The 16,855-nt window shown below is 39.9% G+C and carries 13 protein-coding genes; 5 read left to right on the top strand and 8 right to left on the bottom strand.

Annotated features, from left to right (window positions below):
* The first annotated feature begins 130 nt into the window (after positions 1–130).
* The 4 genes from H5088_RS16475 to H5088_RS16460 are packed head-to-tail and all read left to right on the top strand — an operon-like array spanning position 131 to position 4,433.
* The gene (locus tag H5088_RS16475) at positions 131–1,723 is read left to right on the top strand and encodes a DUF4331 domain-containing protein (RefSeq protein WP_182753753.1); all 1,593 of its coding nucleotides are present in this window, start codon (positions 131–133) and stop codon (positions 1,721–1,723) included.
* A gap of 11 nt (positions 1,724–1,734) precedes the next feature.
* Positions 1,735–2,244, top strand: coding sequence for an Ig-like domain-containing protein (locus H5088_RS16470; protein WP_182753751.1), 510 nt, complete (start codon positions 1,735–1,737; stop codon positions 2,242–2,244).
* A 54-nt stretch (positions 2,245–2,298) separates the two neighbouring features.
* Positions 2,299–3,324, top strand: coding sequence for a hypothetical protein (locus H5088_RS16465; RefSeq protein WP_182753749.1), 1,026 nt, complete (start codon positions 2,299–2,301; stop codon positions 3,322–3,324).
* Positions 3,321–4,433 carry a HupE/UreJ family protein gene (locus H5088_RS16460; protein WP_182753747.1) on the top strand — a complete coding sequence of 371 codons (1,113 nt, stop codon included), beginning with the start codon at positions 3,321–3,323 and terminating at the stop codon, positions 4,431–4,433. Before H5088_RS16465 ends, H5088_RS16460 begins: the two co-directional genes overlap by 4 nt.
* A 66-nt stretch (positions 4,434–4,499) precedes the next feature.
* Here H5088_RS16460 and H5088_RS16455 read toward each other — a convergent pair whose 3' ends face one another.
* The 7 genes from H5088_RS16455 to H5088_RS16425 form a co-directional block, all read right to left on the bottom strand.
* A complete protein-coding gene (locus tag H5088_RS16455; RefSeq protein ID WP_002959031.1) occupies positions 4,500–5,126 on the bottom strand; it encodes a TetR/AcrR family transcriptional regulator in 627 nt (208 codons plus the stop codon).
* A 96-nt stretch (positions 5,127–5,222) separates the two neighbouring features.
* Positions 5,223–6,641, bottom strand: a complete 1,419-nt coding sequence (locus H5088_RS16450) for an efflux transporter outer membrane subunit (protein WP_165742544.1) — start codon at positions 6,639–6,641, stop codon at positions 5,223–5,225.
* Positions 6,638–9,772, bottom strand: a complete 3,135-nt coding sequence (locus tag H5088_RS16445; protein ID WP_182753745.1) for an efflux RND transporter permease subunit — start codon at positions 9,770–9,772, stop codon at positions 6,638–6,640. Before H5088_RS16445 ends, H5088_RS16450 begins: the two co-directional genes overlap by 4 nt.
* 12 nt (positions 9,773–9,784) lie before the next feature.
* Positions 9,785–10,954 (bottom strand): efflux RND transporter periplasmic adaptor subunit, encoded by a 1,170-nt coding sequence (locus H5088_RS16440; protein WP_182753743.1) that lies wholly within the window; start codon positions 10,952–10,954, stop codon positions 9,785–9,787.
* A 285-nt stretch (positions 10,955–11,239) separates the two neighbouring features.
* A complete protein-coding gene (locus H5088_RS16435) occupies positions 11,240–12,541 on the bottom strand; it encodes a hemolysin family protein (RefSeq protein ID WP_002959027.1) in 1,302 nt (433 codons plus the stop codon).
* A 147-nt stretch (positions 12,542–12,688) separates the two neighbouring features.
* Positions 12,689–13,378, bottom strand: coding sequence for a transporter substrate-binding domain-containing protein (locus tag H5088_RS16430; RefSeq protein WP_002959026.1), 690 nt, complete (start codon positions 13,376–13,378; stop codon positions 12,689–12,691).
* Between the two features lie 129 nt (positions 13,379–13,507).
* Entirely contained in the window at positions 13,508–14,617 is a 1,110-nt protein-coding gene (locus H5088_RS16425) for an arginase family protein (RefSeq protein ID WP_182753741.1), read from the bottom strand.
* A 454-nt stretch (positions 14,618–15,071) separates the two neighbouring features.
* On the opposite strand from H5088_RS16425, the gene udp reads away from it, so the two are divergent.
* On the top strand, positions 15,072–15,827 hold the full coding sequence (gene udp / locus H5088_RS16420) for a uridine phosphorylase (RefSeq protein WP_007582384.1): 756 nt from the start codon (positions 15,072–15,074) through the stop codon (positions 15,825–15,827).
* Positions 15,828–15,921: 94 nt separating this feature from the next.
* Here udp and cdd read toward each other — a convergent pair whose 3' ends face one another.
* On the bottom strand, positions 15,922–16,848 hold the full coding sequence (gene cdd / locus H5088_RS16415; RefSeq protein WP_182753739.1) for a cytidine deaminase: 927 nt from the start codon (positions 16,846–16,848) through the stop codon (positions 15,922–15,924).
* Positions 16,849–16,855: the final 7 nt, after the last annotated feature.

Here is a 16,855-nt window from a genome sequence, read left to right as displayed (position 1 = left end):
GCTTACACAAAGCAGCCAACTTACTTTTAAACTTTTTAACAAAAAATAAAATAATTTAACTTTTTTGCATCCAATTTAAATCCCGCCCCGTTATTAGCTATGACTTCAATCAAAACTAAAGGACAAAGTCATGAAAGCTTTAACTCCATCAATACTCGCAGTAGTAATATGTAGTACGTTTGTAAGTGCACCAAGTGAAGCATCTAGCCACAGAGAAGCGCCAAATATAAGCCGTTTCCCGACTTTAGATTCAACCGATTTTTATGTATTTAATAGTTACGAGCAAGGTCGTGATGATTACGTAACATTAATTGCTAATTACATCCCGCTGCAAGATGCATACGGCGGTCCTAATTACTTTGCAATGGACCCAGATGCTACCTACAGCATTCATATAGATAACGACGGCGATGCTGTTGAAGATATTACATTTGCATTTAACTTTAAAAGCATGCTTCCTAATGATAATCAAGGTGTGCAATTAACTGTTGGACCGGAAGGTAATCAACGCAACGTGTCTGTACCACTTAAAAATGTAGGCGGTGTATCTGCCGGAGATAACAGCGCTGTAAATTTTAGCGAATCATACACTATAAGCATGATAAGCGGCGCGCAGCGTACTGGCGAAACAACAGTATTAAATAACACTGCATCGAACTCCAGCACATTTTCTAAACCGCTTGATTATGTGGGCAATAAAACATTTGGTTCAATGAGCGATTATCAAACTTATGCTGACCAATTTGTGTATCAGGTTTCAATTCCTAACTGTGAAAGCATGGCACAAGTTTTTGTAGGGCAACGTAAAGACCCATTTGTAGTTAACCTAGGTAAAACATTTGATTTAGTAAACTATGTACCTGTAGAGGGTGATAGCGCCCCAGGTGCTGGTGACGGCGGTGGTTTTCCTGGTGGCATAACACAATCAGCTGATAACGACGACCTTGCAGATAAAAACGTAACATCAATCGCTATCGAAATACCTAAAAGCTGTATTGTTGGAGAAGGTAATGGCGTAATAGGTTCATGGACAACAGCAAGCTTACCTCAAGCACGTGTATTAAACCCAAATGCTAAATTTGCTAATAATGCGGTAAACGGTGGTGCATTAACTCAGGTTTCACGCCTAGGTAGCCCGCTTGTAAACGAGCTTGTAATTGGCATTAAAGACAAGGACACATTCTCCACTGCTCACCCTAAAGATGATGCACAATTTTTAGATTATGTATCTCACCCAGCACTACCTGAGTTATTAAACATTTTGTTTAAAGATGCTGTTAATACGACCCTTGGCGCAAACTTAGAAACACTGGCACCCACAAACTTCCCGCGTACTGATTTAATCACTGCATTTTTAACAGGTTTTGCAGGCGTTAATCAGCAAGCAACTGTAACACCTTCAGAAATGCTGCGTTTAAATACAGGCATTGCAGCAACAGCGCAAGCTGATCAATCTGCATTTGGTGTAGCGGGTAATGATTTAGCCGGCTTCCCAAATGGTCGTCGCCCGGGTGATGATGTGGTTGATATTGCACTTCGTGTTGTGATGGGTCGTTTATGTCATCCTATCCCAGTGAATGGTGAAGACACTGATTTAGGACTTTGTGCACCAGAGGATGCTAATACAGGCACAGTGCCATTTACAGACGGCGCACCTATTGATGCAACAATGATGGACTCAACATTCCCATACCTTGCAACACCACTTGCTGGCTCTAAATAAGGAGTAAAATAATGCGTAATTTAAAAACTACCCATATTTGTGTTCTCCTCAGTGCATTAACATTGGGAGCATGTAGTAGCGATGATGATAAAAAACAGCCTACACCGGTTGTAAACACAGCGCCTACCGCAAGTGATGCAATGCTAACTACACAAACTGAAGTAAGCATTACCGATATGCTTAGCGCAACCGACAATGATGGCGACTCACTTACTTACTCGTTAACAAGCGAGCCAATGCTCGGTACTGTTAATGTTGACAGTGATGGTAACTTTACTTATACACCTAATAAAGAAGCAACAGGTTCAGATAGCTTTATGTTTGGTGTAAGTGATGGCGTTAATTCGCAAGTTACTGCAACAGTAAGTATTACGATTGAGGCGCTGCAAGTTGACTTTGCTCAATTTGCAACCGATGCATTTAACCAAGCGCCAAATGCAGAGCCGTTAACTGTTAATGGTCGGGTGTTTACAAACACTGATACCGATGTTGATGGATTAATTTCTACAAGCGGTAACTAACCAAGTCATTAAGCTGACAGGCCATGGATGGCTTTTTTTCAAAGGATATTTATAATGCATTTATCAGTACTTAAACCCCTCACTATTATTGCTATTTGCTTAACCTCTTTCGCGGTGAGTGCGGCTCCTTATACTCCAAAAGATGACGCAGTTATTGCTAACAGTAATTCAACGCTTAGTGCTTCTCTGTCTGTTGAGGAAATAAATACATTAGTCACTAACAGCCAATATGTAGGCCAAACAGAGCGTTTACAGGGGCTACTTAAGACCCGTTTAGCCCAGCTATATAAACAAACACCCTCATCTCAAATTGGTTACTTATATGCTCGTGTTTTACAAAAAGAGCACCTTTTTGACGAAGCAATTAACGTTGCCAACAACGTTTTGATTACCGAGCCAAAGCACAGTAATAGCCATTTGTTACTGGCCAATATATTGATGACCCAAGGTAAATTTACAAAGGCAAAACAACACTGTGTTGCCTTGATTGGTCAAGTAAGTACCATTACTGCTAGCACTTGTGTACTAGACGTACAAAGCCAGCATGAAAGCGTTTTAGACAGCTACCAGACATTAATTAAAATTATAAACAATAACCAAACTAGTTTAGCTACAAACCATGTTTTAAGTGAAATGAGCTATCGTTTAAATAACTACAAGCAAGCTTTGTCTCACTTACAAAGCGTAGATTTAGTTCAAGCTCCTGTGAGCCTCATTGTGTTATGGGCCGATATTCAAATTGCGCTAAATCAACCTCAACAAGTATTAAATACATTAAGCGTACTGCTTCCAGATAAAAGTAATTTAGAAGATGCTATTTTACTAAGGCTTTCAATCGCAGAAAAAAAACTGAATAAACGCGATAAAAAATGGCAAAATACAATGGCGAAAAGAGTTACACTTAGAGAGCTTCGTAAAGATTCTTTTCATGCGAGTGACTTAGCTAAATATTACCTTGATGTACAACCAAATCGTGAAAAAGCACTTTACTGGGCTCATATTAATTGGCAACAGGCTAAAATGAGCACCGATGAGCAATTACTTATTAAAGCAAAAGCGATGCAACGAGATACACTATGAAAACGCCTTATCTATTTATACTCACTTTAATGCTGTGCATTTTTTCAACTTACAGCTTTGCCCATCAACTAAGTACAAGTTATATGACCTTAAATAGCGAGCACAATAACGACACCAACAAAAATCTATACACGGGTACCTGGCAAATAAATATTGCCGACTTAGAGCACGCAGTGCCTCTGGATTTAGATAAAAACGGCCAAATTTCGTGGACAGAAATAAAAGCAAAACGCAGCTCAATTAATAACTTCATTAAAGAAAATTTAAATATCACGCAAAGCGCGCAAATATGCCCTTTAAAAAGTGAAGGTATCTATCAGCTAGATAACCATTTTAACCAACCTTATTTAGTGATTCCGCTGCAGTTTAGCTGTGATGACAATGAAGCAATCACCCTTTCCTATTCCGCTTTTTTCAAAACTGATGCTAACCATAAATCCATCGTAAATATTAACGGTGTATCTCGTGTATTTAATATCAATGAGGCACAACAAACGTTCAGCTTTGAACAAACAAGTTATTTAAGTACCTTTAATCAATACGTTTACCAAGGTGTTTTACATATTTGGATTGGTATTGATCATATTTTATTTTTAATCGCTTTGTTACTTACCTGTGTTTTAAAACGCAGCAATAAAGCATGGCAAGGTATTAGCTCTAAAAAACACATTATTAAACACACAGCATGGATAGTAACCGCGTTTACGCTTGCGCATTCTATTACGCTTACCGCCACCGCTATGAACCTTGTATCACCAAATAGTCGCTGGGTAGAGCTTGGAATTGCTATATCTGTTTTATTTGCAGCATTAAATAATGTGTGGCCGTTGGTACTTCGTTTAGGTTGGCTTACTTTTGCTTTTGGTTTACTACATGGGATGGGATTTGCGAGCGTACTTGGCGAACTTGGCCTGTCGAGCGACTATCAACTGCTCAGTATATTGGCGTTTAATTTAGGCGTCGAAATCGGTCAACTTAGTATATTACTGATAGCCTTACCAATACTCATTTATGTACGACACTACACTTGGTATAAAAAATGGTTAATGCCAATGGGCTCCGTTGCTATCGCAATTGTTGCACTTCAGTGGTCAATCGAGCGTTTTTAAATAGTATAAATAAAAAAGCTAGCCAAAATATTGGCTAGCTTACTTTTTAGTTATTTACTTTGAGCGTTACTGCGCTTTATCAAATGGCATCAGTAATGTTTTCATCGCAGGGCGAAGCGCTATGAGTACCGTTTCTTCGGTTAGCTCAGGGTAAAGTAACTTTCTAAGTAATAACCCTGCCATCATCGAAAAAATAACATTAATTCGGCTTTCAAGTTCACGCTCATCAATGTCTTTGAGCGCACTTCGCTCGCTTGTTAAAAGCTGCCTCATGCGCCCTCTTGCTTGAATATCGGTTTCACGCAAAAGAGTAGCAACTTTAATATTACGACCCGCTTCTGCCATCATATCTAAATCAATAACACACGAGCCTGTATCCATGTGTCTTTGCACACCAATATTTAAGCCATCTAAAAGAGCCGCCAAAACATCACCAGGGTGATCTTCAAACTTTTGAAAGATAGAGAACATTTCTTCCATGTCTTTTTCAATAATGCTTTCTATAATCGCTTCTTTGCTTTCAAAGTAATTATAAATATGCCCTGCACTCATCCCTGCCGTTTTAGATATTTCTGCCATACCTGCACCGTGGTAACCTTTACGGCGAAAACACTCTGCAGCAGCTGTTAAAATTTGCTCACGCCTAGCAAGTGCTATCGCGGGATCTGTTTGCCTTTTTGCTTTAGGCTTCATGTTCAACTCCACTACCAAGTCATAAACTCAGTAAAGCAAGAGCTATAAATAGTCTCGCAATATAAATATGTAATGCGGCTTTAAAAGCCGCAAATATTATTTCTCTTCCTGAGTTGTTTCACTGGCTACATTCCATCCGCCACCAAGCGCTTTGTACAAGTTAATTTGACTCGCAAGATACGCTTGCTGACCCGCAATTAACTGCTGCTGCGCGCCGTACCACGTACGCTGAGCATCAAGTACTTGCAAGTAGCTATCTGCGCCTTTTTCGTAACGCATTTTTGATAAATCAAACGTGATTTGTCGACTACTTATAAGCATATCAAGGGCACTTAATTGCTCTTGGTAACCTTCTCTATCAGCAAGTGCATCGGCAACTTCGCGAAACGCATTTTGAATTTTTTGCTGATACGTTGCCACTGCAATTTCTTGATCTGCTTTTGCTACATCAAGATTTGCTTGGTTACGTCCCATATTAAAAATAGGTAAGCTAATTGTCGGCACAAAGCTCCATGTCCCAGAGCCTGAATCAAACAAGCCACTTAAGTCACTTGAAGCAGACCCCGCGTTGGCTGTTAAGCTTATGCTTGGATAAAACGCCGCTCGAGCAATACCAATATTGGCATTAGCAGCAAGCATTAAATGCTCAGCGGCTTTAATATCAGGGCGCTGTGATAGCAGATCAGACGGTAAACCAACTGGTACTTCTGGCATACTGATCAAGTTAGTCAGGTCTTTATTAGGCAGTAAATCAGCTGAAACAGATTTACCTACTAATAAATCTAAGGCACTTTTATCACGCTTTAACAAACGTTTGTACGTTGCTATGTCTACTTTTGCCGTAGCAACTGTGCTTTTAAGCTGCTCAAGGGTAATTGAAGACGTCGCACCTAAATCAAAGCTTTTTTGCGTAAGCGATAATGACTCTTGCTGAGAGGTAAGCGTTTCTTTTGCAAGCTCTAGCAGTTGCAAATCAGTTGCATAATTTAGCCACGCATTTGCCAACTCTGAAATTAAAGACACCTGCGTGCTGTATTGGCTAAGCTCTGTAGAGTATAAGTTTTGCAGTGCTTGCGCTGATTGATTGCGTACTTTGCCCCAAATATCTAACTCGTAAGAGGTAATACCCACTGTTGCACTGTATTGCGAGCTAATAGCTGCATCGCCAGTACCTGATAAGTCAGCCGGTAAACGCTGGCGCGTACCAGATGCATTTAAATCAAGGGATGGATACAAAGCAGAGTCTTCAATTTGATATAAACCACGCACACGCTGCACATTAAGCACTGCAATTTGCATGTCTTTGTTATGCTCAAGGCTTTGACTAATTAACGTTTGTAGTTTTTCGTCATTAAAAAACTGCTGCCAATTTAATTGCTGCGCAGCGGTTTGCCCAGTATCTGATGCATAAGCATCAGATACTGGTAGAGCAAGGTCTTTTTGCTCAGGCGCTAATTGGCAACCACTTAGCACCAATAAAGCAATTGCACTTAGGCTGAATGTTTTAATGCTCATTCTGCGCTCTCCTTCGTAGTCTCTTTAGCTTTGCCAGGAAATACACGGCGCACTAACACAAAGAATAACGGTACAAAAACAACAACTAATATTGATGATGCAAGTGTGCCGCCAATAATCGAAATACCTAACGCATTTTGCGCACCAGAACCCGCGCTTGAGGCAATAGCAAGCGGTAAAACACCACAAATAAAGGCCATCGAAGTCATAAGTATTGGACGCAAACGTAGGCGAACAGCTGCAATAGCCGCATCAACTAAGCCAAGCCCTTCTTCCATTTTATGAATCGCAAACTCTACAATCAGTATCGCATTTTTAGATGCCAAACCAATGGTGGTCAACAAACCTACCTGCAAGTAAATATCGTTAGATAAGCCACCGCCAAGCGCTGCCATAATCGCACCAAATATACCCAGTGGTACAATCATCATTACCGCAAATGGTACCGACCAACTTTCATAAAGCGCGGCTAAACATAAAAATACAAACAAGAGCGATAAGCCATATAATAACGGTGCTTGACCACTACTTGAGCGCTCTTGGAATGAAATACCGGTCCACTCAGACGAAATACCATTAGGTAATTGTTTAACTAATCGCTCCATTTCATCCATTGCTTGTCCCGTGCTGTAACCAGGCGCTGCACTACCTTGAATTTCCATTGCTGAAAAACCATTGTAACGCTCTAAGCGTGGTGAACCGTATGTCCAAAACGAGCTAGCAAAAGCTGAAAACGGCACCATGTCGCCATTATCATTGCGCACATACCACTTGTTTAGATCCTCAGGCACCATACGCGATTGCGCATCACCTTGTAGGTATACTTTCTTCACGCGACCACGGTCTATAAAGTCATTTACATAACTACTCCCCCAAGCAGTGGCAAGCGTGCTGTTTATATCGCCTTGTGAAACACCAAGTGCTTCAGCTTTAGCTAAATCTACATCAAGTTGAAGTTCTGGCATGTCTTCTTGTCCATTTGGACGTACGCCCGCTAAAATTGGGCTTTGGCTCGCCATACCTAATAATTGGTTTCTTGCCGCTAATAAATCATCATGTCCAAGGCCAACACGGTCTTGTAAAAAGAGAGTAAAGCCATTGGCCGTACCCAGCTCAACAATTGCAGGTGGCGGAAAGGCAAAAACAAAGGCTTCTTTTATTGTTGAAAAGTAGCCCATTGCTTTACCTGCAACCGCTTTAACAGATAAATCATCTCGCTGACGCTCATCCCAATGCTTAAAGTTAACAAAGGCAATCGCTGAGTTTTGGCCAGAACCTGCAAAACTAAAACCAGTCACGGTAAAAATACCGTTTACTGCTTCGGATTGATCATTTAAGAAATGGTTCTCTACTTTTTTAACAACCTCAAGTGTTTGTTGTGTTGTGGAGCCTGCCGGTAATGACACTTGGTTAAACAAAATACCTTGGTCTTCGTCAGGCAAAAATGCCGTTGGTAAGCTTGAGAATACATAAACCATGCCGCCCACAATCACGCCATAAATAAGCAGATAGCGCTTAGAGTGCGTAAGCATACGGCCCACAAAACTTTGTGCACCTGAGTTTGTTTTATCAAAACCACGGTTAAAGCCTGTAAAAAATCGGCCAAATAGCGTGTTATTGTTATGTACATGGCTTGGTTTTAAAAGCGTTGCACATAATGCTGGCGTTAAAATAAGAGCCACTAAAACAGATAACCCCATCGCCGATACGAGTGTTATAGAAAACTGACGATAAATTATACCGGTAGAGCCACTAAAGAATGCCATTGGTATAAATACCGCAGAAAGTACCATGGCAATACCGACCAACGCGCCTTTAATTTCATCCATAGATTTACGCGTAGCTTCAAGTGCCGATAGCTTCTCTTCGGTCATTAAGCGCTCAACGTTTTCGACTACAACAATCGCATCATCCACAAGTAAGCCTATGGCAAGTACCATCGCGAACATGGTTAACGTATTGATTGAATAACCAAATGCGTACAAAATACCAAACGTACCAAGCAATACCACAGGCACGGCAATGGTCGGAATAAGCGTTGCTCGGAAGTTTTGTAAAAACAAATACATGACGACAAACACTAAAATAACCGCTTCAATAAGCGTATGAACTACTTTTTCAATTGATAAAGATACAAATGGTGTGGTGTCATAGGGTACAACTACATCTAACCCTTCAGGAAAATAAGGTTTTAACTCTTCAATTGCGGCTTTAACGCCTGCCGCTGCATCAAGTGCATTCGCGCCACTGGCCAATTTAATACCTAAACCTGATGCAGGTTGCCCATCGTAACGAGCAACAACGCGGTAGCTTTCACCGCCAAGCTCTACTTTAGCTACGTCCTCTAGACGTACAAAAGAGCCATCAGGATTTGTTTTTACTAAAATATTCTCAAACTGCTCGACCGTTTGTAAACGACTTTGCGCTGTCACCGTTGCATTAAGTTGCTGCCCAGCAACTGATGGCATCCCTCCTAATTGCCCCGCAGATACTTGTGCATTTTGCGCACTAATTGATGCACTAATATCAGCAGGTGTAAGCTTATAATTTTGTAACTTTGAAGGGTCTAACCAAATTCGCATAGCGTATTGTGAGCCAAATAATTGCACTTCACCTATGCCTTCAACACGTGAAACAATATCTTGCACGTTTGATGATACATAATCACCAATATCGATGTTGGTCATACTGCCATCTTTAGACACAAAACCTAATACCATCAAAAAGTTACGCGCAGACTTTGCAACAACGACACCTTGCCTTTGTACTTCTTCAGGTAAAAGTGGTGTTGCTGTCGCTAATTTATTTTGCACTTGAACTTGTGCAATATCAGGGTCAGTTTCAGCGCTAAACGAAAGTGTAAGCGTAGCAGAACCACTCGACTCAGACGTTGATGACATATAAAGTAAGCCATCAAGCCCTTTCATTTTTTGCTCTATAACTTGCGTAACCGTATCTTCAAGCGTACGTGCAGATGCACCAGGGTACGTTGCCGTGATACTAATTGCTGGCGGTGCAATTGACGGATACTGTGCAATTGGCAAGCTTTGTATAGCCAAAATACCTGCTAGCATCACTACAATAGCGAGTACCCAAGCAAATATCGGTCTATCGATAAAAAATCGTGACATTAAAACTCTCCGTTATTGAGCTTGATCGGCTTTAGCAGACGATTGAATTTCAGATGGGTTCACAGGTGCACCAGGGCGGATTTTTTGTAAACCTTCAACTATTAACTTATCGCCATCACTTAGGCCATCAGTAACAAGCCAATCAGAACCAATAGTTCTATCTACTTTTAATACGCGGCTTTCTACTGTATTGTCTTTACTGACAACCATTGCTGTTGGTTCGCCTTTTGAATTACGGCTAACGCCACGTTGCGGTACTAAAATCGCATCCGCTTTAACGCCTTCAACAATAGATGCACGTGCATACATGCCTGGTAATAATAGCTTTTCAGGGTTAGGGAACTTAGCGCGCAAAGTTACAGAGCCGGTACTTGGGTCAACAGTCACTTCTGAGAACTGCAATGTGCCTTTATGAGGATAAATAGAGCCATCTTCCATAATAAGTTCAACGTCAGTTTGACTAGCCGAATCGACAGTTAGAGTACCTGATGATATTGCTTTTTTAAGTTGGGTAAGCTCATTACTTGATTGTGTTAAATCGATATAAATTGGATCTAACTGAGTTACTGTAGCAAGTGCTGTACTTTGATTGGCACTTACGAGTGCACCCACTGTTACGCTTGATTTACTAATTTGACCACTAATAGGAGAAGAGACGTGGCTGTAATCGAGATTAATTTGCGCTGATTTTAACTGCGCTTTAGCTGTTAATAATTCAGCATTAGCTTGCTTGTATGCGGCATCTGCTTCATCAAAATCTTGTTGGCTCACGGCTTTAATTTTTAAAAGTTCTTTATAACGCGATGCTTTTGATTTAGAGCTGGCAATGCTTGCCTCTGCGCGCGCTACGCTTGCTTCACTTGCTGCTAAGTCTGCTTCAAATGTAGCAGGGTCTATTTGATACAGTGCTTGGCCTTGTTTAACCTCATTACCTTCAACAAATAAACGAGATTGCACAATACCACTTACTTGTGGACGAATTTCAGCAATTTGAAATGCACTAATGCGACCAGGAAGTTCTTTTTTGAGAGTAAGCGGTTGGCTTTTTAATGTCAGTACACCCACTGGGACAGCTTTAGGAGCTGAAGCTTGTGACTGCTCAGCAGCCTGATCACAACCAGTTAAAGCAACAGAACCGACGAGGGCTGATAATACAAATAAAGCGATGCGGGAACGCTGCATGTTAAATACCTTTTAGTTTAGAGTGAACGATCATTCTAAATTAAAATGCGCTGATAATGAATCTTAATAAGGAGAAATTTACACAAACTTACACTATTGAATACAATATACGCCTTAGGTAGCATTTAATGTTAATTTGATGAAAATAGAATCAAAGCTGTTTGAAAATAAAGCAATTAAACAGATTGAAATAACCACTCATTTTAAGCACAGAACTTTTAAATAGGCACAAAAAAGCCAAGCAAAAACAGCTTGGCTATTTATATAAACGACTATCTTACTTTTTTAAAGGGGGTTGTCGTTCTGTGGATTAATAACTCTTGAAACTAACAACTGCTCTACCCTAATGCCCTCTACATCAACAACTTCAAACTTAAAGCCTGAAAAAGTTAAATGCTCTGCACGTTTAGGGATTCGCTTCATACTGTAAATTAAAAATCCAGCGACAGTTTCATAGTGCATCTGATCTGGAAATTCTTCTATATCAAGTACCTTTGCTAAATCGGTAATTGGAGTTAACCCATCTACAAGCCATGAATTTTTATCGCGCTCTATAATTAATTCATCACCTTGATGAGTAATTAAATCCCCCATAAACCCTTTCATTAAGTCTTTTACCGTTACAATACCTACCGAAAGCGCGTATTCGTTTACGACAACAGCAAATGGCTTTGCTGCGCTTTTAAACGCATTTAAGGCTTCTGATAGGCTTAATGTTTCCGGTAAGTAAAAAACATCTTTATCAATCAGCTCATCGTTTATATTGGCGGCTTCGCCTTTTAGTACTTGTCGTAAAATATCTTTAGATTCAACAGAGCCATGCAATTTATCTAAATTTCCTGACACTACTAAAAAGTGATTATGAGGGTGATCAATAATTTTGGTCGCAATATCATGGCTAGATTCATTTAAATCAAAATAGACAATTTGATCGCGTGGCGTCATTACGCTTGATAAAAACCGCGCTTCTAGGTCAAACACATTACCAATGAGTTCATACTCTTGCTTTTGCAAACTACCATATGCAGCACCCGCTTCCATCATGGCAACAATGTCCTCAGTTGTAACGTTGTCTTCTCGCTCAGCGGGCACTTTAAATAAGCGCAGCACAAAGTTAGTTACCCCATTAAAAAACATCACTAGCGGAGTTAAGGCAAAGGTTACCCAGCGCATTATTGTAACGACTCTAACAGCGACAGCTTCTGGCATGATCATCGCTAAACGTTTTGGCATTAAATCGGCGAACAAGATAAACAGAGATGTAATAGTAAAAAATGAGAATAAAAAGCTAATTTTTTCTAAGTGTGCACCTTGATAAAAAAGCACTAAAACACTTTCAACATAAGGCGATAAAGCCTGCTCGCCCACAATACCACCCAAAATCGCAATCGCGTTGAGTGCAATTTGGATCATGGCAAAAAAAGCCCCTGGATTTTCTTGTAGCTTTAATACCGCTGCTGCTTTTATATTTCCTTCATCTGCCATTACCCGCAGTTTTATTTTACGCGACGCTGCAATTGCTATTTCTGACATAGCAAACAACGCACTGATCAAGATCAATAAGCTAATCCCGATTAAATCACCCATTTAACGCTCCAATAAGTTAGCGCTTTTTTAAACAAAAAGCAGCTGGATTATAATCGGTTTTTTAAACGCAGCAATTTATATTTACGAAATATATTTAAGCTATTAATTTTCAATTATTTAAGAGGTAAAACAGTGAGTTTAAAGTGCTTAAATTTTATTAAAGGCAACTTTTAATTGAGAAACTAAAGCCGGATCCATATTTATATTACAGGCAAAAAATAACGGAGACTGAGTTGTGTTTAAATCAAGTAATGGTTCTAGTAACTCAAGCTTAGGCTCTGTTTTAACTCGATAGTTAAATTGCTTTTTGTTGAGGATAACAAAATCAAGTATATGGTGACGAGTGCTTATGAGTTTATCTATTTTATCTAGGCTATCGATGAGTAATAAATGCTTGCTTTCACTAAAGCCCCTTTCAAGCAAATAATGATGACTAAAGTTATCACGCAGTACTGCTATTTTGTATTTTTTAGCATCATTGAGAGTGTTTAACTTTATACCTCTGGATTTTAGACCATAAATGGCAGAGTCAAAGCTTTCCAGTTCGCCTACCCAGTTAAACTTACTTTCTCTATTAGGTAATCGAACAATCGAAAATATACAGGTGTTTTTATCGCGTAGCGCTGCATTGTAGGATATGGCCCAACTATGCGCCAACATAGTGTAGTTTATACCTGTACCTTCTAGCGCTTTATGAACTTTTTCGACAGAGCGGCCAACGAGTTTGTTATCTTCATTAATATACTGAAAGTCCGGAAATACTTCCGTTACTATTGTAATTTCAGCTGCATCAACTTTAATACAGCTAATGAACAATAAAAAGATCAACAATTTCATCTAGCGAGGCCTCAACTAACTCATTATATGTATTTAATAAATATAGCTGAGGCTTTATGAACTGCTAGTTTTTAGTCATGTAATGCACACTTATACGCTGATAGTGCTAGTATTTATAGCTTCTACAGCTTACTTGTTCATTACACTAATTAAAAAGGCTGAAATTTTAGCGCCTTCTCTAAGTGTAGTTTCTGAGCTTGATTGACCAACTAAAGTGCTGTCGGTAAATGGCGCTATCTCCATCATATCTGCACCCGTAATAGGAAACTCATCCGCAATGGCTGATAAAATATCAAGCGCATGCTGAGGCGTTAAACCGTGATGCTCTGGCGTACCTGTGGCGGATGCAAATTCAGCATCAAGTGCATCAATATCAAAGCTTACGTATATTTCATCAACGTTATCGGCTTTTAACTGTGCAATAGCGTCGGCAGCAACCGCTGCTGCGCCGCGTTCAATGATTTCATGTGCCCAGTGCTGTTTAACACCAAAATTATTTTCCCAATGCGCTTTAGGCTTGCCACTTGAGCGAATACCAAATTGTATTAAATGATGCGGCGCCGGTAAAAACTCTAGTATATGTGTACACCAAGAGCCAAAACATAAATCAATACCTAAGCGCTCCACAAGTAAATCGGTATGCGCGTCAAAGTGAATAATAGCCGTGCGCTTACCTTGCTCACGTTTTGCTTTTAAGTACGCTTTAGTAAGTGGGTAACTAATTGAGTGATCGCCACCAATACCAAATAATCCTTTATCTTTAAATGTTGCGTAAAAGCTGTCGCATACATCCTCAGTGATTGATAACGGGCTTACGTAATAATCGTTATCTTCATCACCATATAAGGCTTTTTGGCAATTAGAAATGGTTGCATCATTTAGGTATTTGTCATGAAGTAAATGTGGGATTACACGTACATCACCTAAATCAAACGAATGACACTGAGGTTGCTGATCAATTAAAGCTGAGCGCACAAACAGTGGCCCCCAGTTTGCTCCGCGTAATATCCCACCGCCACAGTCTGAACTAATACCTAACATAACGGCTTTATGTGGTGAGTTTGGTAATTCGTTTAAAGACTCGCGCCACAAATTATCAACGTTTTCAGTTTGTCCGTAAAGTTTATTACGCAGCGCGGCTTTGCGCTCTTTTGCAGTATTTACTGTGTATACGCCATCGCCCGGTGCGCACAAACAGTGCTCAACTTTGTTTTTAAATGCTTCAAATTGTGTGCTCATAATAAACTCCTTCGGTTTTTATTCTGTACGTAGCTAATTACTTTTGATTAGTTATGCAAAATCACTAAAAATGCCTAAACTTCAAATAAATGCCACTTTGCTAAATAAGTCAGTGCTTAATATAAGTAAACACGTTAGTTTTAACGTCTTCACTACAAGATTAAATCATTGAATTTATTTGATATTAATGAAAATTTGTAATCATTCATTTAATCGTAGTTACGCGCTTGAGTGATACTTATTATGTCTGCTTGAACATGTCAACAGCGCAACAAGGCTACGTATATAAGTACTTGAGTGAATATTCATAGTTGGTGAATAAATCAAATTAGCCCTTAAAATTATTAAGGCTTTATTGGAAGAGTTAAGATAAAACGGACAATCGTCCTGTACTTGATAAACGTTTCTAGCAATCATGCTAGATTGACAACAAATTATTATAAAAGGCTTAGCTATGGAAAAGGTATTTCACTTAGGACTATGTATTGACGATCTTAAAGGTGCAAAACTTGCGATTGTACCGGGCGATCCAGATCGTGCAGCACGTATTTCACAATTCCTAGACAACCCAACCTGCCTTGCTCAAACTCGCGAGTTTCATGTTTATTTAGGTCAATTAAACGGCCACTCTGTGGTTGTATGTTCTACAGGTATTGGTGGTCCATCTACGTCGATTGCAGTAGAAGAATTAGCACAACTTGGCGTGCGTAAATTTTTACGTATTGGTACAACCGGTGCAATTCAGCCACACATTAACGAAGGCGAAATTTTAATTAGCCAAGCGTCTGTACGTTTAGACGGTGCAAGCCAACATTTTGCACCACTTAGCTACCCTGCTGTATCTGACTTTTATGCAACACAAGCTATGGTACAAGCATGTAAAAACCTAAATATCGATTTTCATATTGGTATTACTGCATCAAGCGATACATTCTACCCAGGGCAAGAGCGTTACGATACGCACTCTGGTTACGTTCCTAAATCACTACAAGGTAGCTGCGAAGAGTGGCAAAAATTGGGCGTGATGAACTACGAAATGGAATCGGCAACATTATTTACTATGTGTGCAGCCCTTGGATTACAAGCAGCATGTGTAGCTGGCGTACTTGTTAACCGTACTCGCCAAGAAATACCAAATGTAGACCACGGTGAAATTGAGCGTAAATCTGTAGCAGTAGTATTAGAAGCAGCTAAAGTATTACTTGATTAATACAGGTTATAGCAGTCAGTGAGTGTGTTAATTCGATAGAATGACTCGCTTTAATAAAGCACAGCGCCGGCTGTGCTTTATTGTATTCAAGCCACTATTTAAGTGGTGCGCTAATTACTTTAAGTGCTGGTAAATGCGTAAAACTGGCAAGTACAGCTTTTGCCACTTGCGACTGGTTTTCACGACCCGCTGTTTCGAGCAATGTTATTCCCTTCACCGTACTTTCGTTAAAGCTAAGCCCAGCTAAAAAGAACTGACTTAGTGCACTTTGTAGTGGCGATAAACTTGGACTGTAAGCTGCATTTTCGGCGTAACTTCCGTAAAAATCACCATCACTAAATGTACTTATTTTTACGGCGCTAAAGTTGTGGCTGTAAGGCACATACGCATTAAGTGCAAAACGCGCTAGGGTTTCATCAAGGTCTTCAGCGCTAAAATTACCTTGCTGTGGTTTTGGGTTAAATAAGCTAAATTCGTTACCTAAATCGGTAGGTCCAAATGAATGCGGCAGTAATTCAGCAAGTTTAAATTGCTGATCAGGAAGTAAAATATCAAACTCTTTCGCATCAGCTAGTTCGTTCATAAACTGGCGACAATACCCACAAGGCGCATCGCTAATCGCAATTTTAACTATTTTTTTAGCGCCGTTTAACCATGCGTTATTTATAGCCGATTGCTCTGCATGAACCACTAAACTCAATGCTTGATGATCAAACTCTACATTCGCACCAAAGTAAAAGTTTACCTCACCCTTTTCATCAAGCGCTTTAACAATTGCGCCTACATGAAAATCTGACACTGGCGCAACGGCATACTCAGAAGCTAAAGGTACTAAACCTTGTAGTAATACATCATCAGACACATTGAGTTGCGCGCATAACGCTTTAATATTATTAGAATTTAATATGCCACGTTGTGATTTTAATTGACTACGTAATGACGCTGTTTGCGCTACGCTTAATGTGAAGTGCGAATTTGTAAGTGCTGTATCTTGCTGTACAGTAAAAGTTGCTGAAGCCATAATATTT

The organism is Pseudoalteromonas sp. SR43-3 (genome assembly GCF_014163875.1).
Lineage (GTDB): Bacteria > Pseudomonadota > Gammaproteobacteria > Enterobacterales > Alteromonadaceae > Pseudoalteromonas > Pseudoalteromonas distincta.
This window is presented reverse-complemented; position numbering and strand designations above follow the sequence as displayed.